The sequence below is a fragment of the Brevundimonas sp. genome (assembly GCF_003248455.1).
Classification (GTDB): Bacteria; Pseudomonadota; Alphaproteobacteria; order Caulobacterales; family Caulobacteraceae; genus Brevundimonas.
Genome location: NZ_QFNM01000002.1, coordinates 35886 through 53238 on the forward strand (window position 1 = coordinate 35886; position 17353 = coordinate 53238).

The following is a 17353-nucleotide window of genomic DNA, read 5'->3' on the forward strand; positions in this document are numbered from 1 at the left end:
CGTTAACCCTTCGTTAGGATTTCCACAGGCGATGCGAAACCGTTTTTCCGCCGTGGGATGATCCTGGAGCGGACCGGCGACGCGATCCACCCTCATCCCCGCTCGCGGCCGGGACGCGGACCGGCTAAGGAAAACGGCGCCCCGGCGGTCCCCCGCCGTCCCCCAGGTTTCAACAGGGAGCCCGACCGCATGAGCCCTGCCCGATCGACCGGCGCTCGGCCGCCCAATCCCGGCCGCCTCGCCACCTATTTCCACGTCCACCTGGTGTCGGACTCCACCGGCGAGACGCTGAACGCCATGGCCAAGGCCGTGACCGCCCGTTTCGACGGCGTCATCCCCATCGAACACATCTACGCCCTGGTCCGTTCGGAAAAGCAGATGGAGCGGGTTCTGCAGGAAGTGGCTTCGGCTCCCGGCGTGGTCCTCCACACCTTGGTCGACCGCGATTTGCGGGAGCAGCTGGAAGAGGGCTGTCGTCGTCTGGACATGCCCCAGATCGGGGCGCTGGACCCGCTGGTGGGGGCCATGTCGCGCTATCTGGGCGCGGCTCTGTCGACCCGCGTCGGCGCCCAGCACGCCCTGGACCACGATTATTTCAACCGGATCGCGGCCTTGGACTTCGCCATGGCCTATGACGACGGCCAGGGGACCCTGGATCAGCTGGAGGGCGCCGATGTCGTGCTCTGCGGCGTCAGCCGGACCTCCAAGACCCCGACCTGCATCTATCTGGCGCACCGGGGCATCCGCGCCGCCAACGTCCCCCTGGTGCCGGGCCAGGAAGACGGGGAACGGCTGACCAAGCTGAAGAACCCGCTGGTGATCGGCTTGACGGTCTCGCCGGACCGGCTGGTTCAGATCCGGCGCAACCGGATCGACAATCTGAACGCCAATCCCTCGTCGGCCTATACCGATCAGGAGGCGGTTCGCGAGGAGACCATCAAGGCCCGGCGCGCCTTCGAGCGTCGGGGCTGGCCCACCATCGACGTCAGCCGCCGCTCGGTCGAGGAGACGGCCGCCGCCATCACCAATCTGCTCAGCGAGCACCGCAACCAGAAGATCGGGACCACCTGGTGAACGACAGCGCGATCAAGCTGATCCTGGCGTCCAAGAGCGCCGCGCGCCGAGCCATGCTGGAAAACGCCGGCGTGCCGTTCACGGTGCGCGTCGCCGGGGTGGACGAGGATGCGATCAAGGCCGTCTCCGGCGATCTGCACCCCGCCGCCCTGGCCGTTCGCCTGGCCGAGGCCAAGGCCCTGGCCTTATCGCGCGACGACGCCGGCGCCTGGGTGCTGGGATCGGATCAGACCCTGGCGTTCGACGAGGGCCTCGTGTCCAAGGCCCGATCGCTTCAGGAGGCGCGCCAGCGTCTGCAGGCCATGCGCGGTCGGACGCACCAACTTCATTCGGGCGCGGCCCTGGCCGCCAAGGGCCGAATCGTCTGGTCGGGCGTCGACACGGCGCAGATGCGGATGCGCGATTTTTCCGACGCCTTTCTGGACGCCTATCTGGCGGCCGAGGGTGAGGCGCTGTTGTCCTGCGTGGGTTCCTATCGGCTGGAAGGCCTGGGATCGCAGCTGTTCGAGGCGGTGGAGGGCGACTATTTCACCGTCCTGGGCCTGCCCCTGTGGCCTGTCCTGGCCGAACTGCGCCGCGTCGGGGTCCTGCCGTCATGACCGTCCAGGCCGGGGTCGTCGGCTCGCCCATCGCCCATTCCCTCAGTCCCCTGATCCACGCGACCTGGATCGCGGCGGCGGGGCTCGACGCCCGCTATGTCGCCCACGGACCCGAAACGCCCGAAGCGTTCGAAGCCCTGTTGGACCAGGGCCGTCGCGGCGCCCTGCGGGGACTAAACGTCACCGCTCCCTATAAAGAGCAGGCCTACGCTGCGGCGGACGAGGTCTCGGAGGCCGCCCGTCTGGTCGGATCGGCCAATCTGCTGGTGTTCGAGGATGGACGCATCCGGGCGGACAGCACCGACGGGCTGGGGTTGATGAACGCCCTGGGCGAACAGGCGCCGGGTCTGCAGGTGGAGGCCAAGCCGGCGGTCATCCTGGGCGCCGGCGGGGCGGCCCGCGCGGCGGCCGGCGCTCTGGCCTTGGCCGGCGCCCAGGTTCGCATCCTCAATCGGTCGCGCGATCGGGCCGAACGCCTGGCCGCCGACCTGGGCCCGGCCGTCGCCGTGGTCGAGGATGCATCCGCCTTCATCGGCGCGACCCTGGTCGTCAATGCGCTCAGCGTGCGGCCCAATCTGGACGTGGGGCGGCTGGAGGCCGGGACGGTGGTCATGGACATGACCTACCGCCCGCTGGAGACGCCCCTGCTGGCCGCCGCCCGTGCTCGCGGACTGGTCGGCGTCGACGGTCTGGCCATGCTGATCGGCCAGGCCAGACCCTCGTTTCAGGCCATCTTCGGCCATCCGGTTCCCGATACAGACGTGCGCGAGCGCGTGTTGCGGCACCTGGGAGAGGCGGCGTGATCCTGATCGGCCTGACGGGCTCCATCGGTATGGGCAAGTCGACGACGACGGCCATGTTCGCCGATCTGGGCGCCGTGGTCTGGAACGCCGACGACGCGGTGCACCGTCTGTATGCGCCCGGCGGTGCGGCGGTCGCGCCGGTTCAGGCCGCCTTCCCAGGCGTGGTCGTGGACGGGGCGGTGGACCGCGCCCGCCTGGCCGAGGCCCTGGGCCGCGACGATGCCGCGTTCAGACGTTTGGAGGCCATCGTCCACCCCCTGGTCGCCGAGGGTCGCCTCGCCGATCTGGAGGCTGCGCGCGCGGCCGGAGTCCGGCTGGCGGTGCTGGACATTCCCCTGCTGTTCGAGACGGGCGGAGACGCCAAGGTGGACGCCGTGGTGGTGGTTACGGCCGATCCCGCCGTCCAGGCCGAACGGGTTCTGGCCCGGCCCGGCATGACGCGCGAACGGTTCGACGCCATCCTGGCCCGCCAAACGCCCGATGCGGAAAAGCGCGCGCGGGCCGACTTCGTCATCGACACCGGCCGGGGCCTGAAGGCCGCCCAAGCCCAGGTCGCGGCGGTGGTGGAGACGGTGCTGGATCCGGCGTGGATATCTCGACGTCGGGACGCCGCGACTCTTTCGGACCGGGACGAACATCGCCATTAAAGGGCGCATGGCGCGCGAGATCGTTCTCGATACGGAAACCACCGGCTTCGACCCCAGGACGGGGGATCGGCTGATCGAGGTCGGCTGCATCGAACTGCAGGATCTGTTGCCGACGGGTCGCACCTTCCACCGCTTCGTCAACCCGGAACGGCTGATCCCGCCGGATGCGATCCGGGTGCACGGCATCACCGACGAGAAGGTCAGGGATGCGCCCAAGTTCGCCGAAATCGCCGACGATCTGATCGACTTCATCGGCGATGCGAAGATGATCGCCCACAACGCGGCCTTCGACCGGAACTTCATCGACTTCGAATACAGTCGCTGCGGCCGTCCGATCACCGGCGAGGCGCGCTGGATCGATACCCTGAAACTGGCCCAAAGCCGGTTTCCGGGCATGCCCAACTCGCTGGACGCCCTGTGCAAACGGTACAAGGTGTCCCTGGTCGAGCGCACCCTGCACGGCGCCCTGATCGACGCCCGCCTGCTGGCGGAGGTGTATCTGGAACTGCGCGGCGGCAAGGAGCGGGTGCTGGACCTGTCGTCGGGTCCGGTCGGCCGGGGTCAGGGCGGCGTCGTCCAGGTCGCCGCCTATGGCCAGCGCCCCCGCCCCCTCGCCCCGCGCTCCACGCCTGAGGAACAGGCCGCCCACCTCGCCTTCCTGGCCAGGATGCTGAAAGACCGGTCCCTGTGGGACGCCTATGGTCTGCCGGCGCAAGAAGACGCGGCTTAGGCCAGAGGCGGCCGTTGAGCGCATTCCTCGTCAAAATTGCGCTCAAGTCGTGAGCGACCGCGTCGCGAACATACGCGGTGTGAAGCGCCTCGTTGGGTTCAGGCTTGCCTGAACCCGAGCACGTCCTGCATGTCGTAGAGGCCGGCCTTGCGGGTGCGGACCCAGGCGGCGGCGGCCACCGCGCCGCGCGCGAACAGCGACCGGTCGATGGCGGAATGGCTTAGGGTCAGAACCTCGTCCTCCGAGGCGAACAGGACGGTGTGTTCGCCCACGATGCCGCCTGCGCGGATCGAGGAGAAGCCGATCTTGCCCGTTTCCCGCTCGCCCTGCACGCCGTCGTAGGGGGCGGTGCGTAGGTCCGCCAGATCGGCGAACCGGCCGTCCGCCGCCGCCTCGCCCAGCATCAGGGCGGTGCCGGAGGGCGCGTCCACCTTGCGGCGGTGGTGGGCCTCGGTGATTTCGATGTCCCAGTCCTGGGCGTCCAGCCGCTGGGCCGCGTGCTGCACCAGGCCGATCAGGATGTTCACGCCCAGGGAGAAGTTGCCGCTCTTGACGATGGCGACCTTCTCGGCCGCCTTCAGCAGCACGGCTTCCTGCTCGGGCGTGAAGCCGGTCGAACCGATGACGAGGGCGGGGCCGCCGCGTTCGGCTGCCTTCTCCGCCAGGGCGGCCGAGGCGTCGGGCGTCGAAAAGTCGATGATCACGTCGCACAGCGACAGGTCGGCCGTTTCGCCCCAGTCGAAACGGGCGGCCACCACCACGTCGTCGCGAGCGTCCAGAACCTGGGACACCGCACGGCCCATTCGTCCGCGATAGCCGGAAATTCCGGCGTGGAAGATTGCGCTCAAGCCGCGTTTTCTTTCGACCCGTCCGCGTCCTGGTTGCCCAGGATGTCGGCCCAGAAACGCTTCGCCTTTCCGGCGAAGCTGGAATTACGGGGGTTTTGCCCTTCGCCGAACGACAGGGCAAGCTCTTCCAGCAACTCACGCTGGCGCGGGGTCAGATCGGTAGGCGTCTCGACGAACAGCTCGACAACCAGATCGCCCCGATTGCGGCCGTTCAGATGGGGCATGCCCTTGCCCTTGATGCGCACGGTCTTGCCGGTCTGGGCGCCGGCCGGCACGGCGACCGAGGCCTTGCATTTGCCGTCGCAGGCCGAGGACACCAGGCAGGGAGCATCGATCTCGCCGCCCAGGGCCGCCACCGTCATCGGCACGGGCACGGTGACAAGAAGGTCCAGGTTATCCCGTTCGAACAGATCGTGCGACGCCACCGAGATGAAGACATAGAGGTCTCCGCGCGGTCCGCCGCGCTGGCCGGCGTCCCCTTCGCCCGACAAGCGGATGCGCGATCCGTCGTCCACGCCGGCGGGAATCTTCAGATTCAGGGTGCGGGTCTTGCGCACCTGGCCGTGGCCGTGACAGGTCGGGCAGGGATCGGCGATCATCTGGCCCTGGCCGTGGCAGCGGGGGCAGGTGCGCTCAACCTGGAAGAAGCCGTTCGCCTGGCGCACCCGGCCGGCGCCGTTGCAGGTGGTGCAGGTGACGGGCTTGGTGCCCGGCTTGGCCCCCGATCCCTCGCACGCGTCGCAGGTCAGGGTGGCGGGGATGTCCAGTTCGACCTCTTCGCCCTTGTAGGCCTGCTCCAAGGTGATCTCCAGGTCGTAGCGCAGGTCCGATCCGCGACGCGGCCCGCCCTGCTGGCCCCGGCCCTGTCGTCCGCCGAAGGCGTCGCCGAACGCATCGCCGAACACCTGGGAGAAGATGTCGTTGATGTCCGAAAAGCCCTGCTGGCCCTGACCGAAGGGATTGCCGCCGCCGTTCACGCCCGCATGGCCGAACCGATCATAGGCCGCGCGCTTCTCGGCGTCCGACAGGACCGAATAGGCCTCGGATATTTCCTTGAACTGGGCGACGGATTCTTCAGATCCGCCGTTGCGGTCCGGGTGATGGATCATGGCCAGCTTGCGGTAGGCGGCCTTCAGACCGGGCGCGTCGATGGTGCGCTCGACGCCCAGTACCTCGTAATAGTCACGCGCCATCGGGCGATCGTCCTCATACTTCCCCTGCCGCGTTCCCTCCGCCTCTTTGCGAGAGCCCGACCTGCGCTCCTTCAAAGGGAAGGATCAGCCTCTGGCGGGCTATGACGGAACTACGGTGTCCCGGCTGACATGGGGGCCGGGACGAATGATGCAAGTTTCATGAAAAGGCCCCGCCTATCGCAAGACAAGCGGGGCCGTATCATTTCAGCGACCTGTTGCGGATCAGGCGCTCTTCTTGTCGTCGGCGTCCGACACTTCCTCGAACTCGGCGTCGACCACGCCGTCGTCGGCCGGCTGGCCTTCTGCGGCGTCGCCCGAACCCTGCTGGGCCGAATACATGGCTTCACCCAGCTTCATCGAGGCCTGGACCAAGGTGTTGGTCTTGGCGCGGATGTCTTCCGGGTCCGAGCCCTCGCGCGCGGTCTTCAGATCGGCCAGGCCGGTCTCGATCGCCGCCTTCTCGTCGGCGCCGACCTTGTCGCCGTGTTCGGCCAGGGCCTTTTCGGTCGAATGGATCAGGCTGTCGGCGGCGTTCTGCGCCTCGACCAGATCCTTCTTGGCCTTGTCGGACGCGGCGTTGGCCTCGGCTTCCTTGACCATCTTGTCGATGTCGGCGTCCGACAGGCCGCCATTCGCCTGGATGCGGATCGACTGTTCCTTGTTGGTCGCCTTGTCCTTGGCCGAGACGTTGACGATGCCGTTGGCGTCGATGTCGAAGGCGACCTCGATCTGGGGCATGCCGCGCGGCGCGGGCGGGATGCCCATCAGGTCGAACTGACCCAGCATCTTATTGTCCGCCGCCATCGGCCGCTCGCCCTGGAAGACCCGGATGGTCACGGCCGACTGGTTGTCGTCGGCGGTCGAGAAGGTCTGGCTCTTCTTGGTGGGGATGGTGGTGTTGCGTTCGATCAGGGGCGTGAAGACGCCGCCCAGGGTTTCGATGCCCAGGGTCAGCGGCGTCACGTCCAGCAACAGCACGTCCTTGACGTCGCCTTGCAGCACGCCGGCCTGAACGGCGGCGCCCAGGGCCACGACCTCGTCGGGGTTCACGCCCTTGTGCGGCTCCTTGCCGAAGAAGGCCTTCACCGCCTCCTGCACCTTGGGCATGCGGGTCATGCCGCCGACCAGCACCACCTCGTCGATGTCCGAGGCCTTCAGCCCGGCGTCGGCCAGGGCCTTCTTGCACGGCTCGATCGTGCGCTGGACCAGGTCCTCGACCAGGGATTCCAGCTTGGCGCGCGTCAGCTTGATGTTCAGGTGCAGCGGACCCGAGGCGTTCATGGTGATGAACGGCAGGTTGACCTCGTACTGGGTCGTGGTCGACAGTTCCTTCTTGGCCTTTTCGGCCTCTTCCTTCAGCCGCTGCAGGGCCAGCTTGTCCTGGCGCAGGTCGACGCCCTGCTCCTTCTTGAACTCGTCGGCCAGATAGTCGACCAGGCGCAGGTCGAAGTCCTCGCCGCCCAGGAAGGTGTCGCCGTTGGTCGACTTCACCTCGAACACGCCATCGCCGATCTCCAGGATCGAGACGTCGAAGGTGCCGCCGCCCAGGTCATAGACCGCAATCTTCTGGCCGTCGTTCTTCTCCAGCCCATAGGCCAGGGCCGCCGCGGTCGGCTCGTTGATGATCCGCAGCACTTCCAGGCCGGCGATCTTGCCGGCGTCCTTGGTGGCCTGGCGCTGGCTGTCGTTGAAATAGGCCGGCACGGTGATGACCGCCTGAGTGACCTTGTCGCCCAGATAGGCCTCGGCCGATTCCTTCATCTTCTGCAGGATGAAGGCCGAGATCTGCTGCGGGGAATAGTCCTTGCCGAAGGCGCGCACCCAGGCGTCGCCGTTCGGACCCTTGACGATCTCATAGGGCACCATGCCCTTGTCCTTGGCCACCACCGGATCGTCGAAGTTGCGGCCGATCAGGCGCTTGATCGCGAAAAAGGTGTTGGAGGGATTGGTCACGGCCTGACGCTTGGCGGGCTGACCCACCAGCACTTCGGCGCCGTCCTGGATCGCGACGACCGACGGGGTCGTGCGGTTGCCTTCGGCGTTCTCGATGACCTTGGGGTTCTTGCCATCCATGGCGGCCACGCAGGAGTTGGTGGTGCCGAGGTCGATGCCGATAATCTTGGCCATGGGCGTTCTTCGTCTCTCTCGTTCAGCGGGCGATGCGGCGGCCTTCGACGAAGCGCCGCGCGTGACCGCCCCCGGGTTGGGTTGGCGTTGTTCGGGCCGGATAGCCCCAGTTTTAGCGGGGTTTCTCCGAAGCTGGCCCCGATATGGGAAAATCCCCCGGGCCCGCAAGGGCGATCTGCGATTCGTATGGGGCAAAGAACGACGGGACGCCGCGTTGCGCCGGGAAAGACCTCCAAGGCTCGGATTCGCGCAAGGACGACTGGGAGGGCGACATCCTGGGTTCGTGCGCTGGAGGACGGCCGAAACTTGCGTCAATATCGATGACGGCTCGGGCGGCTGCGTCTATGCTTTCGAAGCCGAGCTCACGAAGGGCCCAGGAGCCGAGGCGCTCGCCATGTCCGTCAGATCAGCGATCACACCCGCCCCCGTAGAGGTCGCCACCGCCGTCGAGGGCTTTCGGCTGTGGCCGGGCGCGCTCGATGCGGCGGCCCAGGCGGCCCTGGCCGCGACCGTGTTCGCGCGCTTGCGGCAGGCCCCGCCCTATCGGCCGCTCACGCCGGGCGGGCGGCCGTTCTCGGTCGAGATGAGCAACTTCGGCCCGCTGGGCTGGGTGTCAGACCGGGCGGGCTACCGCTATCAGGCGACCCATCCCGAAACCGGGCGGCCGTGGCCCGCGATCCCGTCCTTCCTGCTCGATCTATGGCGGCGAACCGTGGATTGGCCCGGCCTGCCCGACGCCTGTCTGGTCAATCTGTATCGCGAGGGCGCCAGGATGGGCCTGCACCAGGATCGCGACGAGGCCGATCTGGGGGCGCCGGTCCTGTCGGTGTCCCTGGGCGACGCCGCGCGCTTCCGCATCGGCCCGGCCGAGGGCGGGACCACCACCACCGTCCGGTTGGACAGCGGCGACGTTTGCGCCCTGACGGGCCCGGCCCGCCTGGCCCGGCACGGAATCGACCGCATACTGGCCGGCTCGTCCCGTTTGCTTCCCGGCGGGGGCAGGCTGAACCTGACCCTGCGCGTAGCGGGCCGGGGCCTTTAATCCTCGATGACCTCGTGCGCGCCGGCGCCGCCCAGCCGCCAATAGCCGGCCGCCTTCATCGCTCTGGGCGAAAAGCCCATGTCCAGAACCTTGGCGCGCAAGGTCTTGGCGACGCCGGATTCGGCCGCGATCCAGACATAGGCGTCGCTGCGGTCGACCAGGGCCAAGGCCGTTTCGACCGCCGCAGTCAGCGCTTCGGCCCGGCCGCGCGGGGCGCCGTCGCGCACGGCCCAGGTCACAGTCGCCTTGGCGGCGCTGTCCAAAGTCAGCCGCGACGCCGCGCCGGCGACCTCGACCACCACATGGGCGCGGGCCTGGGCAGGCAGTTCCTCCAGCCGCCGCGCGATGGCGGGCAGCGCCGTCTCGTCGCCGATCAGCACATGGTCGGCGAAGGCGGTCGGCACGACGAAGGAGCCGCGCGGTCCCCCGACGCCCAGCACCGAACCGGTGCTGGCCGCCATGGCCCATTCGGTCGCCGGCCCGCCGTGCCCCGTCACGAAATCCAGCGTCAGGCGGTTCTTCGCGGAGTCATAGGCGCGGGGCGTATAGTCGCGCGCGACCGGACGCGGCTCAGGAAAAACCGGCCCGTCGGGCCCGATGGTCGGCAGGATCGGGGCCTGGCCCTCCGCCACGGGAAAGATCTTCACATGGTCGTCGAACCCCAAAGAGACGAACCCGTCCAGGTCCGCCCCCTCCAGCACGATGCGGCGCAGGGTGGGCGTCAGGTCCTGAACTTCGGCGACGCGCAGGGTGCGGAACTTCAGTTCGTGCCGCAACCGTCGGGGCGTGCGAAGCGCGTCGCTCATGCCCGCTCCACCTTGTCGGCGGCCTCGTTCAGGATGGCCGCGATGCCCTGGACCTGGGCCTCGGTCAGGGCGGCCTCGCCCGTCAGCCGCGCATGGATGGCGTGGCGCAGCCGGCCGACGGCGTCTTGGATGGCGGCCGGGCGCAGGGCGCGGGCGGCGAACTTGTCCATGGTCGCCTCGGCGGCCCTCAGAACCTCTTCGTTTTCGGCCAGCATGGCGCGGCCGGCGCCGGTGATGGAATACAGTTTCTTGCCGCCCTGGGCCTCGGATTCCAGCGCGCCCATTTCCTCCAGCAGGGTCAGGCTGGGGTAGATGACGCCGGGGCTGGGCGAATAGGCGCCGCCCAGTTTGGTCTCCACCGCCTTGATCAGCTCGTAGCCGTGGCTGGGCTTTTCGGCGATCAGCGACAGCAGCACCCAGCGCAGCGTGCCGTGGTCGAACAGACGCCCGCCGCCGCGCCGGCCATGGCCGTGACCGCGTCCGCGCGTATCGCGTCCTTCCCAGCCGGGACCGAAGTCGGCGCCGCGCGCGCCGCGCATCCCCCGGCCGAAGCCGTTGCCAAACCCTTCCGGCCGGCCGTGTTTTCCGCCGCACCCGTCGCGGCGGCCCTGGAAGATCCCCTTAGACCTCATGATCGATTCTCTTTCGATATATCTGTTCTTGTGGATTAGATATATCGGAACATCGAAATGCGCAAGAGGGGCTGGCGTTCGCCGCTCGCCTGCGGCGTAAGGCGGTCATGGACGATCTGAAGCGCCGCTGGTCTCGCCTCGAACCTCATGTGACCGTCGTCGGCCCCGACGACGACAGGCCGCGCCCGGCGGTCCTGCTGTTTCATGGCTGCGGGGGCCTGCGGGACCACCTGCCCCGCTACGCGGCCGTGGCCGAGGCGGCGGGATGGCGCGCCTTCATCGTGGATTCCTACGCGCCGCGCGGTTGGGGAAGGACCTTCACCCTGACGGCCGTCTGCACCGGCCTGTCGTTCCGAGGTTACGTGCGGGCGGGCGACGTGCTGGCCGCGATCCAAGGGGTTTCGGCGTGGCCCGACGTGGATGCGACGAAACTGGCCCTTGGCGGCTGGAGCCATGGCGGCTGGTCGATCATGGAGATGATGAGCGAGACGCCCGGCCCCGGGACGATGGGCGTATCCAACCCCGCCGAAGCGGACCTGTCGGCGGTGCGCGCGGTCTGGCTGATGTACCCCTATATCGGTCCCTTCGCCTTCAACCGGATGAAGCCGTGGCGGCATTGCCCGCGGGTTCTGGCCGTGACCTGCCGGCGCGACCACCTGACCACCGTACGCAACGCCGAACGGGTCAACGCCATGATCCGCGACTGCGGCGCCGAGGTCGAAAGCTGGGTCGCAGGCGGCACCCACGCCTTCGACGAGCCGACCAGCAACGGCCCGATGCGTCACGATCCGCACCTGACCGAAGAGGGCCTGCGCCGCTTCCGCGCCTTCCTGACCGACGCCGTCCCAACGCCTTAGACGCCGTTTCAGCCGGTAGTCGCGATGGTCGTAATCGTCGCCCGTACCGAATGGGCCATCTCGCAATGGTCGTGGGCCTGGCGGTGCAGGGCGTCCAGTTCCTCCTGCGACGGAACGCGACCGGTGAAGCGCGTGCGGGGACGAAGAACGACCTTGGCGATGTAGCGGCGGTCGCCGTCGTCCTGTCCCATTTCGCCTGAGGCCTCGTCGACATAGGTGTCGACCGTCAGGCCCGCATTGGCGGCGAAGGCCAGAAACCACAGCATATGACAGCTGGACAGGGAGGCGATCATCGCCTCCTCCGGGTCCACCCCCGAAGGATCGGACATCGGCACGGGCACGCTCGACGGGGCCGAAGACGCCGGCACGACCGCCCCGCCGTCGAAGGTCCAGGAATGGGCGCGGCTGTAGCGCTTGTCCAGGAACGGCTGGTCGCCCCGGCTCCAAGCGATCCGGGCTTCGTAGACGCCCATCACGCCCGCCAGAAACCGACGATCGTCTTGACCTCGTCCACGACCGGATCGGCGACGGCGGCGGCGCGTTCGGCCCCGTCCTTCAGCACCCGGTCGATCTCGGCCGGGTCGTCCATCAGGCGGCGCATCTCGGCCGTGACCGGCGCCAGGGCGGAGACGGCCAGGTCCGCCAGCGCGGGCTTGAAGGCGCCGAAGCCCTGGCCGCCGAAGTCGGCGATCACCTGTTCGCGCGTCGTCCCCGCCAGGGCGGCGTAGATGGCCACCAGATTCCTGGCCTCCGGCCGCTCGTTCAGCTCCTCCAGGGTTTCCGGCAGGGGCGCCGGGTCGGTCTTGGCCTTGCGTATCTTGGACGCGATCGTGTCCGCGTCGTCGGTCAGGTTGATGCGGCTGTTGTCGGACGGATCCGACTTGGACATCTTGGCCGCCCCGTCGCGCAGGCTCATGACGCGGGTCGCCGGGCCCTGGATGATCGGTTCGGGCACGGGGAAGAAGCCCGGAACGCCGAAGTCGTTGTTGAACTTCTGGGCGATGTCGCGGGTCAGTTCCAGATGCTGTTTCTGGTCCTCGCCGACCGGCACCTCGGTCGCCTTGTAGAGCAGGATGTCGGCGGCCTGGAGCACCGGATAGGTGTAGAGGCCGACCGAGGCCCGCTCCTTGTGCTTGCCCGACTTCTCCTTGAACTGGGTCATCCGGTCCAGCCAGCCGAGGCGGGCGACGCAGTTGAAGATCCAGGCCAGGTCGGCGTGGGCGCGCACGGCCGATTGCGGGAAGATGATCGACTTGGCCGGATCCAGGCCCGACGCCAGATAGGCGGCGGCGATCTCGCGCGTCTGGGCCGCCAGCTTCTCCGGTTCCTGCCAGACGGTGATGGCGTGCATGTCGGCGACGAAGACGAAGACCGGCGCGCCCTGGTCCTGCAGTTCGACGAACCGCTTCAGCGCGCCCAGATAGTTGCCCAGATGCAGGGCGCCGGAGGCCTGGATGCCGGACAGGATGCGGCGCGGGCCGGTATAGGCCGGAGCAGCGGTCGGCGGGATTTGATCGGTCATGAAATCGGGTCTCGAAAGGTCGGAAGGCAGGCGTGGCGAAGCGGGCGGCGGATCAGCCGCGCCATCGCCGGTCGAAGGTCGGGCCCGAGGTCGTCATGGTCTCGCGCTTATCGGTTCGCCGCCGGTCAGTCCAGACCGGAGACCGCCGTCCCGCCCGGCTCGCGCCGCAGCGTCGCCTTCAGTTCCGACAGGGTGACGGCGCGGAAGGCCAGCAGACAAAAGCCATATAGACCAGCCCCCGCGCCGCACACCGCCAGGACGGCGATCTCCTTGGCCAGGAACAGGCGGCTCAGTTGCGGATAGAAGACGTCGGCCGCGAACAGCAGGGCGGCCATCATGGCGCTGGCGGCGGCCACCCGGGCGAAGCGGGACACGAAGGCCGGCGACGGCCGCCAGCTGTTCTCGCGGACCAGCACCCCGCCCAGCAGGGCGACATTGATCCAGGCCGAGGTGCTGGTGGCGATGGCCAGGCCCAGAACCCCGTCCCAGCCCTGGCTGCGGAACCAGAAGAACAGGACCGAGCCCAGGACGATTGTGATCGCCACGCTGGTCACGGCGAAGATCATCGGCCGGCGGGTGTCCTGGCGGGCGAAGAAGGGCGGGGTCAGCACCTTGGCCAGGACGAAGGCCGGCACGCCCCAGGCGAACTGGCGCAGCACGTCGGCCGTGCGGGCGGCGTCGGCCGAGGTGAAGGCGCCGCGCGTCACCGTCGCGTCGATGATGAAGAAGGGGATGACGAACAGGGCCACGGCGGCGGGCAGGGTGAAGGCCATGGCCAGGTTGACGCCGTCGTCCAGGGTGCGCTGGCCGCCCTCGTGATCGCCGGCCACGAAGGCCTTGGTCAGTCGCGGCACCAGGGCCAGGCCGATGGCCACCCCGACAAGGCCCAGCGGAAGCTGGTACAGGCGGTCGGCGTTATACAGCACCGAGCGAGCGCCCTCGTCCGAGCCTGTCAGGAACTGCGACACCAGGGAGTTGATCTGAAGCGCCCCGCCGGCCAGGGCGCCGGGCACGGCCAGGGCCAGAGTGTGGCGCACATTGGGGGTGATGCGCGGCAGGCCGATCTTCAGACGCACGCCCAGCCGCCGTACGCCCCACCACAGCAGCCCCGCCTGGATCAGGCCGGAAACCGTCACCGCCGCCGTGACCATCAACAGCACCGTCTCCTGCGCGATCGGCAGGATCAACGGCGGCATCAGGGCGGCCAGGGTGCACAGGTTCAGAAACACCGGCACGGCCGCCGACAGGGCGAACCGACCGCCCGTGTTCAGCACCCCCGACAGCAGGGACGCCACGGTCATGCAGGCCAGATAGGGCATGGCCAGCTGAGTGGCGATCACGGCGGCGCGCAGCACCTGAGGCTGATCGCGATAGGCCGACAGCAGCCACGGCATGATCCACGGCATCACGATCTGCAGCAGAATGCAGAAGCCGGCGACCACCGCCAGCATGAAGCTGAGCGCCTCGGACGCCGTGACGGCGGCCGCCGCCTCGCCCTCGCGCGCCCGGACCCCGCCATAGACCGGCACGAAGGCCTGGGCGAAGGCGCCCTCGGCGAACAGGCGCCGGAACATGTTGGGCAACATCAGGGCGGTGGTGAAGGCGTCCATCATCGGCCCCTGGCCGAAGCGCGCCGCCAGCGCCATGTCGCGCACGAAGCCCAGGATGCGGCTGCCCAGCGTCAGGCTCGACTGGACCAGGGTGTTGCGGGCGAGGCTCATGCGGACATTCGACAGAGGCGAAGGATCGTTTCGCTTAGCGCGCTTCCCCAGGCGGCGATACGGGCTTGCGCACGCGCCGGCCCAGTTCCGAGACGTCGCGGGCGCTGGCGCGGGCCGAACGCACCTTGCGGCCTTCCGGAGCGGGGGCGCGGCTGTTCAGCACCGCCTCCAGCGCCTGGCGCAATTCTTCGATTCGCTGTTCTGACGTCAGTTTTCGTCCCTTGCGATCCACCACATAGAAACTGTCCACCGCCCGTTCGCCATAGCTGGCCACATGGGCCGAACGTATGCTGAGCCCCTCGTCGGTGAACACCCGCGACAGATCGGCCAGCAGGCCGGGCCGGTCGGCGCAGGACACTTCGATCACCGTGGCCGCCTCGCTGGCGTGATGATCGACCATGACCACCGGCCGAACCTCGAAGGCGGCCTTGCGGGCGTTGCCGGCCGGCCGGGGCGCCTGTCCGATCCGACCCTCGCCCCGCGCGGCCTTTTCCAGCGCCAGGACCAGGGTCTTCAGCCGGCGCGGCTCGGCCTGGCCATAGGGCAGGCCCGCCCCATCCTGAACGCGAAAGACATCCAGCACCACGCCCGCCTCGGTCGCGACACGCGCGTCGGTGACGTCCGCGCCCAGGGCGGCCATGGTCTGGGCCAGGTCGGCGAACAGGCCGGGCCGGTCGGCGGCGGCGATGGAGATTTCGGTCGCCTGGACCGGCAGCCCCTCGACCGGCGACACCGGCGCCGCCTCGGCCGCCGCCCCGTCCTTGCGTGCGCGCTCGACCAGGGCGGGGTGGGCCGACAGGGGATCCGCGCACATCACGTCCTCGCCCCGGAACAGGGCGGCGACCTGGTCGTAGAGGGTGCGCATCAGCTGGCCCTTCCAGCCGTTCCAGACCCCAGGCCCTACCGCCCGGATGTCGGCGACCGTCAAAACCAGCAGCATTCGCAACCGCTCGGGATCGCCGACCAGTTCCGCGAAGGCGCGGATCGTGGCCGGGTCGGACAGGTCGCGCTTCTGGGCGTAATCGGACAGGGCCAGATGGCTGCGCACCAGCCAGACCACCAGTTCTATCCGGCGCGGATCGACACCCAGCCGTTCGCACGCCCGGCGCGCGGCGATGGCGCCATCCTCTAGCTGTCCCCGTTCGCCGCCCTTGCCCACGTCGTGCAGCAGCATGCCCAGCATCAGGGCTTCGGTGTCCGAGATCAGCTGCACGATCTCGGTCGCCAACGGGTGGTCGCCCTTCAGCTTGCCCCGCGCGATGTCGTTGATGATGCCGATGGCCTGCAGCGTATGCTCGTCCACCGTATAGGCGTGATACATGTTGAACTGGGTCTGGCCGACGATCCGGCCCCATTCGGGCAGGAACCGGCCCAGCAGGCCCGTCTCGTTCATGATGGTCAGAACGCGGTAAGGCCTTTGTCCGTGCGCCAGAACGTCCAGAAAGGCGCGGCTCGCCGCCGGATCGCGTCGCAGACGGGGCGTCACCAGCGACAGCGAGCGCGTCACCGCCGAAAAGGCGTCCGGGTGCAGATCGAGGTCATGCCTGTCGGCGGCTACGAACAGGGTCAGCAGCTTGACCGGATCGGCGGCGAACACCTCCGGTCCCTCGACCGACAGCCGGCCCTGGTCGATCCAGAACCCGTCGATCTCCAGCTTGCGCCGCGCCGGGCGAAACGGGATCATCAGCCGCGACAGGCCTTGGGCCGTCTTCTGATGGCGCGCCTCCAGCTTGGCCGACATGGCGCGGGTCAGGGCGCCGACATCGCGGGCGACCAGGAAATAGCGGTGCATGAATCGCTCGACCGCCGGTTCGTCGCCACGCCCGCGCCACCCCATGCGCCGCGCGACCTCGGGCTGCATGTCGAAGGTCAGCTTTTCCTCGGGCCGCCCCGCGATCAGGTGCAGGTGGATGCGCACGCGCCACAGGAAGTCGAACGCCTCGTCGGATGTGCGCCGCTCGCGTGGGGTGAACAGCTCGTCCATCACTGTCGCGCCCAGCCGGCTGTCGGGCGCCAGGGAGCGAGCGATCCAGTACAGGGTGTTCAGGTCGCGCAGCCCCCCCTTGCCGTCCTTGACGTTGGGTTCGACCTTGTACCGCGTCACGCCCGCCTTCTGGTGGCGAAGGGTCCGTTCTTCCAGCTTGGCGGCGATGAAGGGGCGCGGATCGGTCTTTGACACCATGTCCCGAAACCGCCCGATCATCAATTCGGCCAAGGCCTGATCGCCCGCCAGCGGCCGCGCCTCGAGCAGGGTGGTCCGAACCGTCATGTCGGAGCGCGACAGGGTCAGGCATTCCTCGACCGAACGCACGGAAGGCCCGACCTTCATCCCCAGGTCCCACAGCACATAGAGGACGAATTCGATCACGTTCTCGCCGCGCGGCGTGGCCTTGGCAGGGCGCAGGAACAGCAGGTCCAGATCGGAGAAGGGCGCCAATACGCCGCGCCCGTAACCGCCCACCGCCACCAGCGACAGGCGCTCGCTCTCGACCGGCGATACGGGGAACAATATCTGCGTCGCCACCCGCCACAGGGCGGTCAGCATCTCGTCCGCCGCGGCGGCGTAGAGCCGGGCCACCTCGCGCCCCTTCAGGCCGGCGTCCAGCTTGCGCTCTGCGCGGGCGCGGGCGGCGTCATAGGTTTCGCGCAACACGAAAGAGACCGCCGCGCGCGGATCCTGCGCGGCGGCGGCCTCGTCTAGTCGGTCGTCCAGGCTGGGCGAAGCGGGGGTCATCCGCCGATATAGGCCTCA

General features: G+C 68.6%; 16 protein-coding genes. 7 read left to right on the plus strand and 9 right to left on the minus strand.

What is annotated here, in order from left to right; genetic code table 11:
• The first annotated feature begins 189 nt into the window (after window positions 1-189).
• From DI624_RS00815 to dnaQ, 5 genes are read left to right on the plus strand one after another with little or no spacing between them, the layout of a single operon-like run.
• Window positions 190-1074 (plus strand): pyruvate, water dikinase regulatory protein, encoded by an 885-nt coding sequence (locus DI624_RS00815; protein ID WP_291535459.1) that lies wholly within the window; start codon window positions 190-192, stop codon window positions 1072-1074.
• Window positions 1071-1673 carry a nucleoside triphosphate pyrophosphatase gene (locus DI624_RS00820; protein ID WP_291535461.1) on the plus strand — a complete coding sequence of 201 codons (603 nt, stop codon included), beginning with the start codon at window positions 1071-1073 and terminating at the stop codon, window positions 1671-1673. Before DI624_RS00815 ends, DI624_RS00820 begins: the two co-directional genes overlap by 4 nt.
• Window positions 1670-2476, plus strand: coding sequence for a shikimate dehydrogenase (locus DI624_RS00825; RefSeq protein WP_291535463.1), 807 nt, complete (start codon window positions 1670-1672; stop codon window positions 2474-2476). The genes DI624_RS00820 and DI624_RS00825 overlap by 4 nt, the downstream gene beginning before the upstream one ends.
• Complete coding sequence (gene coaE, locus DI624_RS00830; protein ID WP_291535464.1) at window positions 2473-3123, plus strand: dephospho-CoA kinase; 651 nt, start codon at window positions 2473-2475, stop codon at window positions 3121-3123. Before DI624_RS00825 ends, coaE begins: the two co-directional genes overlap by 4 nt.
• A 7-nt stretch (window positions 3124-3130) precedes the next feature.
• Window positions 3131-3853: a DNA polymerase III subunit epsilon gene (gene dnaQ / locus DI624_RS00835; protein ID WP_291535466.1), complete on the plus strand. Its 723-nt coding sequence runs from the start codon at window positions 3131-3133 to the stop codon at window positions 3851-3853.
• A gap of 98 nt (window positions 3854-3951) precedes the next feature.
• Here dnaQ and dapB read toward each other — a convergent pair whose 3' ends face one another.
• The 3 genes from dapB to dnaK form a co-directional block, all read right to left on the minus strand.
• Window positions 3952-4701: a 4-hydroxy-tetrahydrodipicolinate reductase gene (dapB, locus tag DI624_RS00840; RefSeq protein WP_291535468.1), complete on the minus strand. Its 750-nt coding sequence runs from the start codon at window positions 4699-4701 to the stop codon at window positions 3952-3954.
• Window positions 4698-5894, minus strand: coding sequence for a molecular chaperone DnaJ (dnaJ, locus tag DI624_RS00845; protein WP_291535471.1), 1197 nt, complete (start codon window positions 5892-5894; stop codon window positions 4698-4700). Before dnaJ ends, dapB begins: the two co-directional genes overlap by 4 nt.
• Before the next feature lie 222 nt (window positions 5895-6116).
• Window positions 6117-8021, minus strand: coding sequence for a molecular chaperone DnaK (gene dnaK, locus DI624_RS00850; RefSeq protein ID WP_291535473.1), 1905 nt, complete (start codon window positions 8019-8021; stop codon window positions 6117-6119).
• Between the two features lie 394 nt (window positions 8022-8415).
• On the opposite strand from dnaK, the gene DI624_RS00855 reads away from it, so the two are divergent.
• The gene (locus DI624_RS00855) at window positions 8416-9063 is read left to right on the plus strand and encodes an alpha-ketoglutarate-dependent dioxygenase AlkB (protein WP_291535475.1); all 648 of its coding nucleotides are present in this window, start codon (window positions 8416-8418) and stop codon (window positions 9061-9063) included.
• On the opposite strand, the gene DI624_RS00860 is transcribed toward DI624_RS00855, so the two are convergent.
• A complete protein-coding gene (locus DI624_RS00860; protein ID WP_291535476.1) occupies window positions 9060-9869 on the minus strand; it encodes a siderophore-interacting protein in 810 nt (269 codons plus the stop codon). The genes DI624_RS00855 and DI624_RS00860 overlap by 4 nt on opposite strands.
• Complete coding sequence (locus DI624_RS00865) at window positions 9866-10501, minus strand: PadR family transcriptional regulator (protein ID WP_291535477.1); 636 nt, start codon at window positions 10499-10501, stop codon at window positions 9866-9868. The genes DI624_RS00860 and DI624_RS00865 overlap by 4 nt, the downstream gene beginning before the upstream one ends.
• 107 nt (window positions 10502-10608) lie before the next feature.
• Here DI624_RS00865 and DI624_RS00870 point away from each other — a divergent pair, with 107 nt between their 5' ends.
• Window positions 10609-11358, plus strand: a complete 750-nt coding sequence (locus DI624_RS00870) for a dienelactone hydrolase (RefSeq protein ID WP_291535478.1) — start codon at window positions 10609-10611, stop codon at window positions 11356-11358.
• Between the two features lie 8 nt (window positions 11359-11366).
• Here DI624_RS00870 and DI624_RS00875 read toward each other — a convergent pair whose 3' ends face one another.
• The 4 genes from DI624_RS00875 to glnD all read right to left on the minus strand — a co-directional run bounded on the left by DI624_RS00875 (window position 11367) and on the right by glnD (window position 17335).
• Window positions 11367-11831 (minus strand): OsmC family protein, encoded by a 465-nt coding sequence (locus DI624_RS00875; protein WP_291535479.1) that lies wholly within the window; start codon window positions 11829-11831, stop codon window positions 11367-11369.
• Window positions 11831-12880 carry a tryptophan--tRNA ligase gene (gene trpS / locus DI624_RS00880; protein WP_291535480.1) on the minus strand — a complete coding sequence of 350 codons (1050 nt, stop codon included), beginning with the start codon at window positions 12878-12880 and terminating at the stop codon, window positions 11831-11833. The genes DI624_RS00875 and trpS overlap by 1 nt, the downstream gene beginning before the upstream one ends.
• Window positions 12881-13005: 125 nt before the next feature.
• Window positions 13006-14601, minus strand: coding sequence for a murein biosynthesis integral membrane protein MurJ (gene murJ, locus DI624_RS00885; protein WP_291535481.1), 1596 nt, complete (start codon window positions 14599-14601; stop codon window positions 13006-13008).
• Window positions 14602-14635: 34 nt separating this feature from the next.
• Complete coding sequence (gene glnD / locus DI624_RS00890) at window positions 14636-17335, minus strand: [protein-PII] uridylyltransferase (RefSeq protein ID WP_291535482.1); 2700 nt, start codon at window positions 17333-17335, stop codon at window positions 14636-14638.
• Window positions 17336-17353 lie beyond the last annotated feature (18 nt).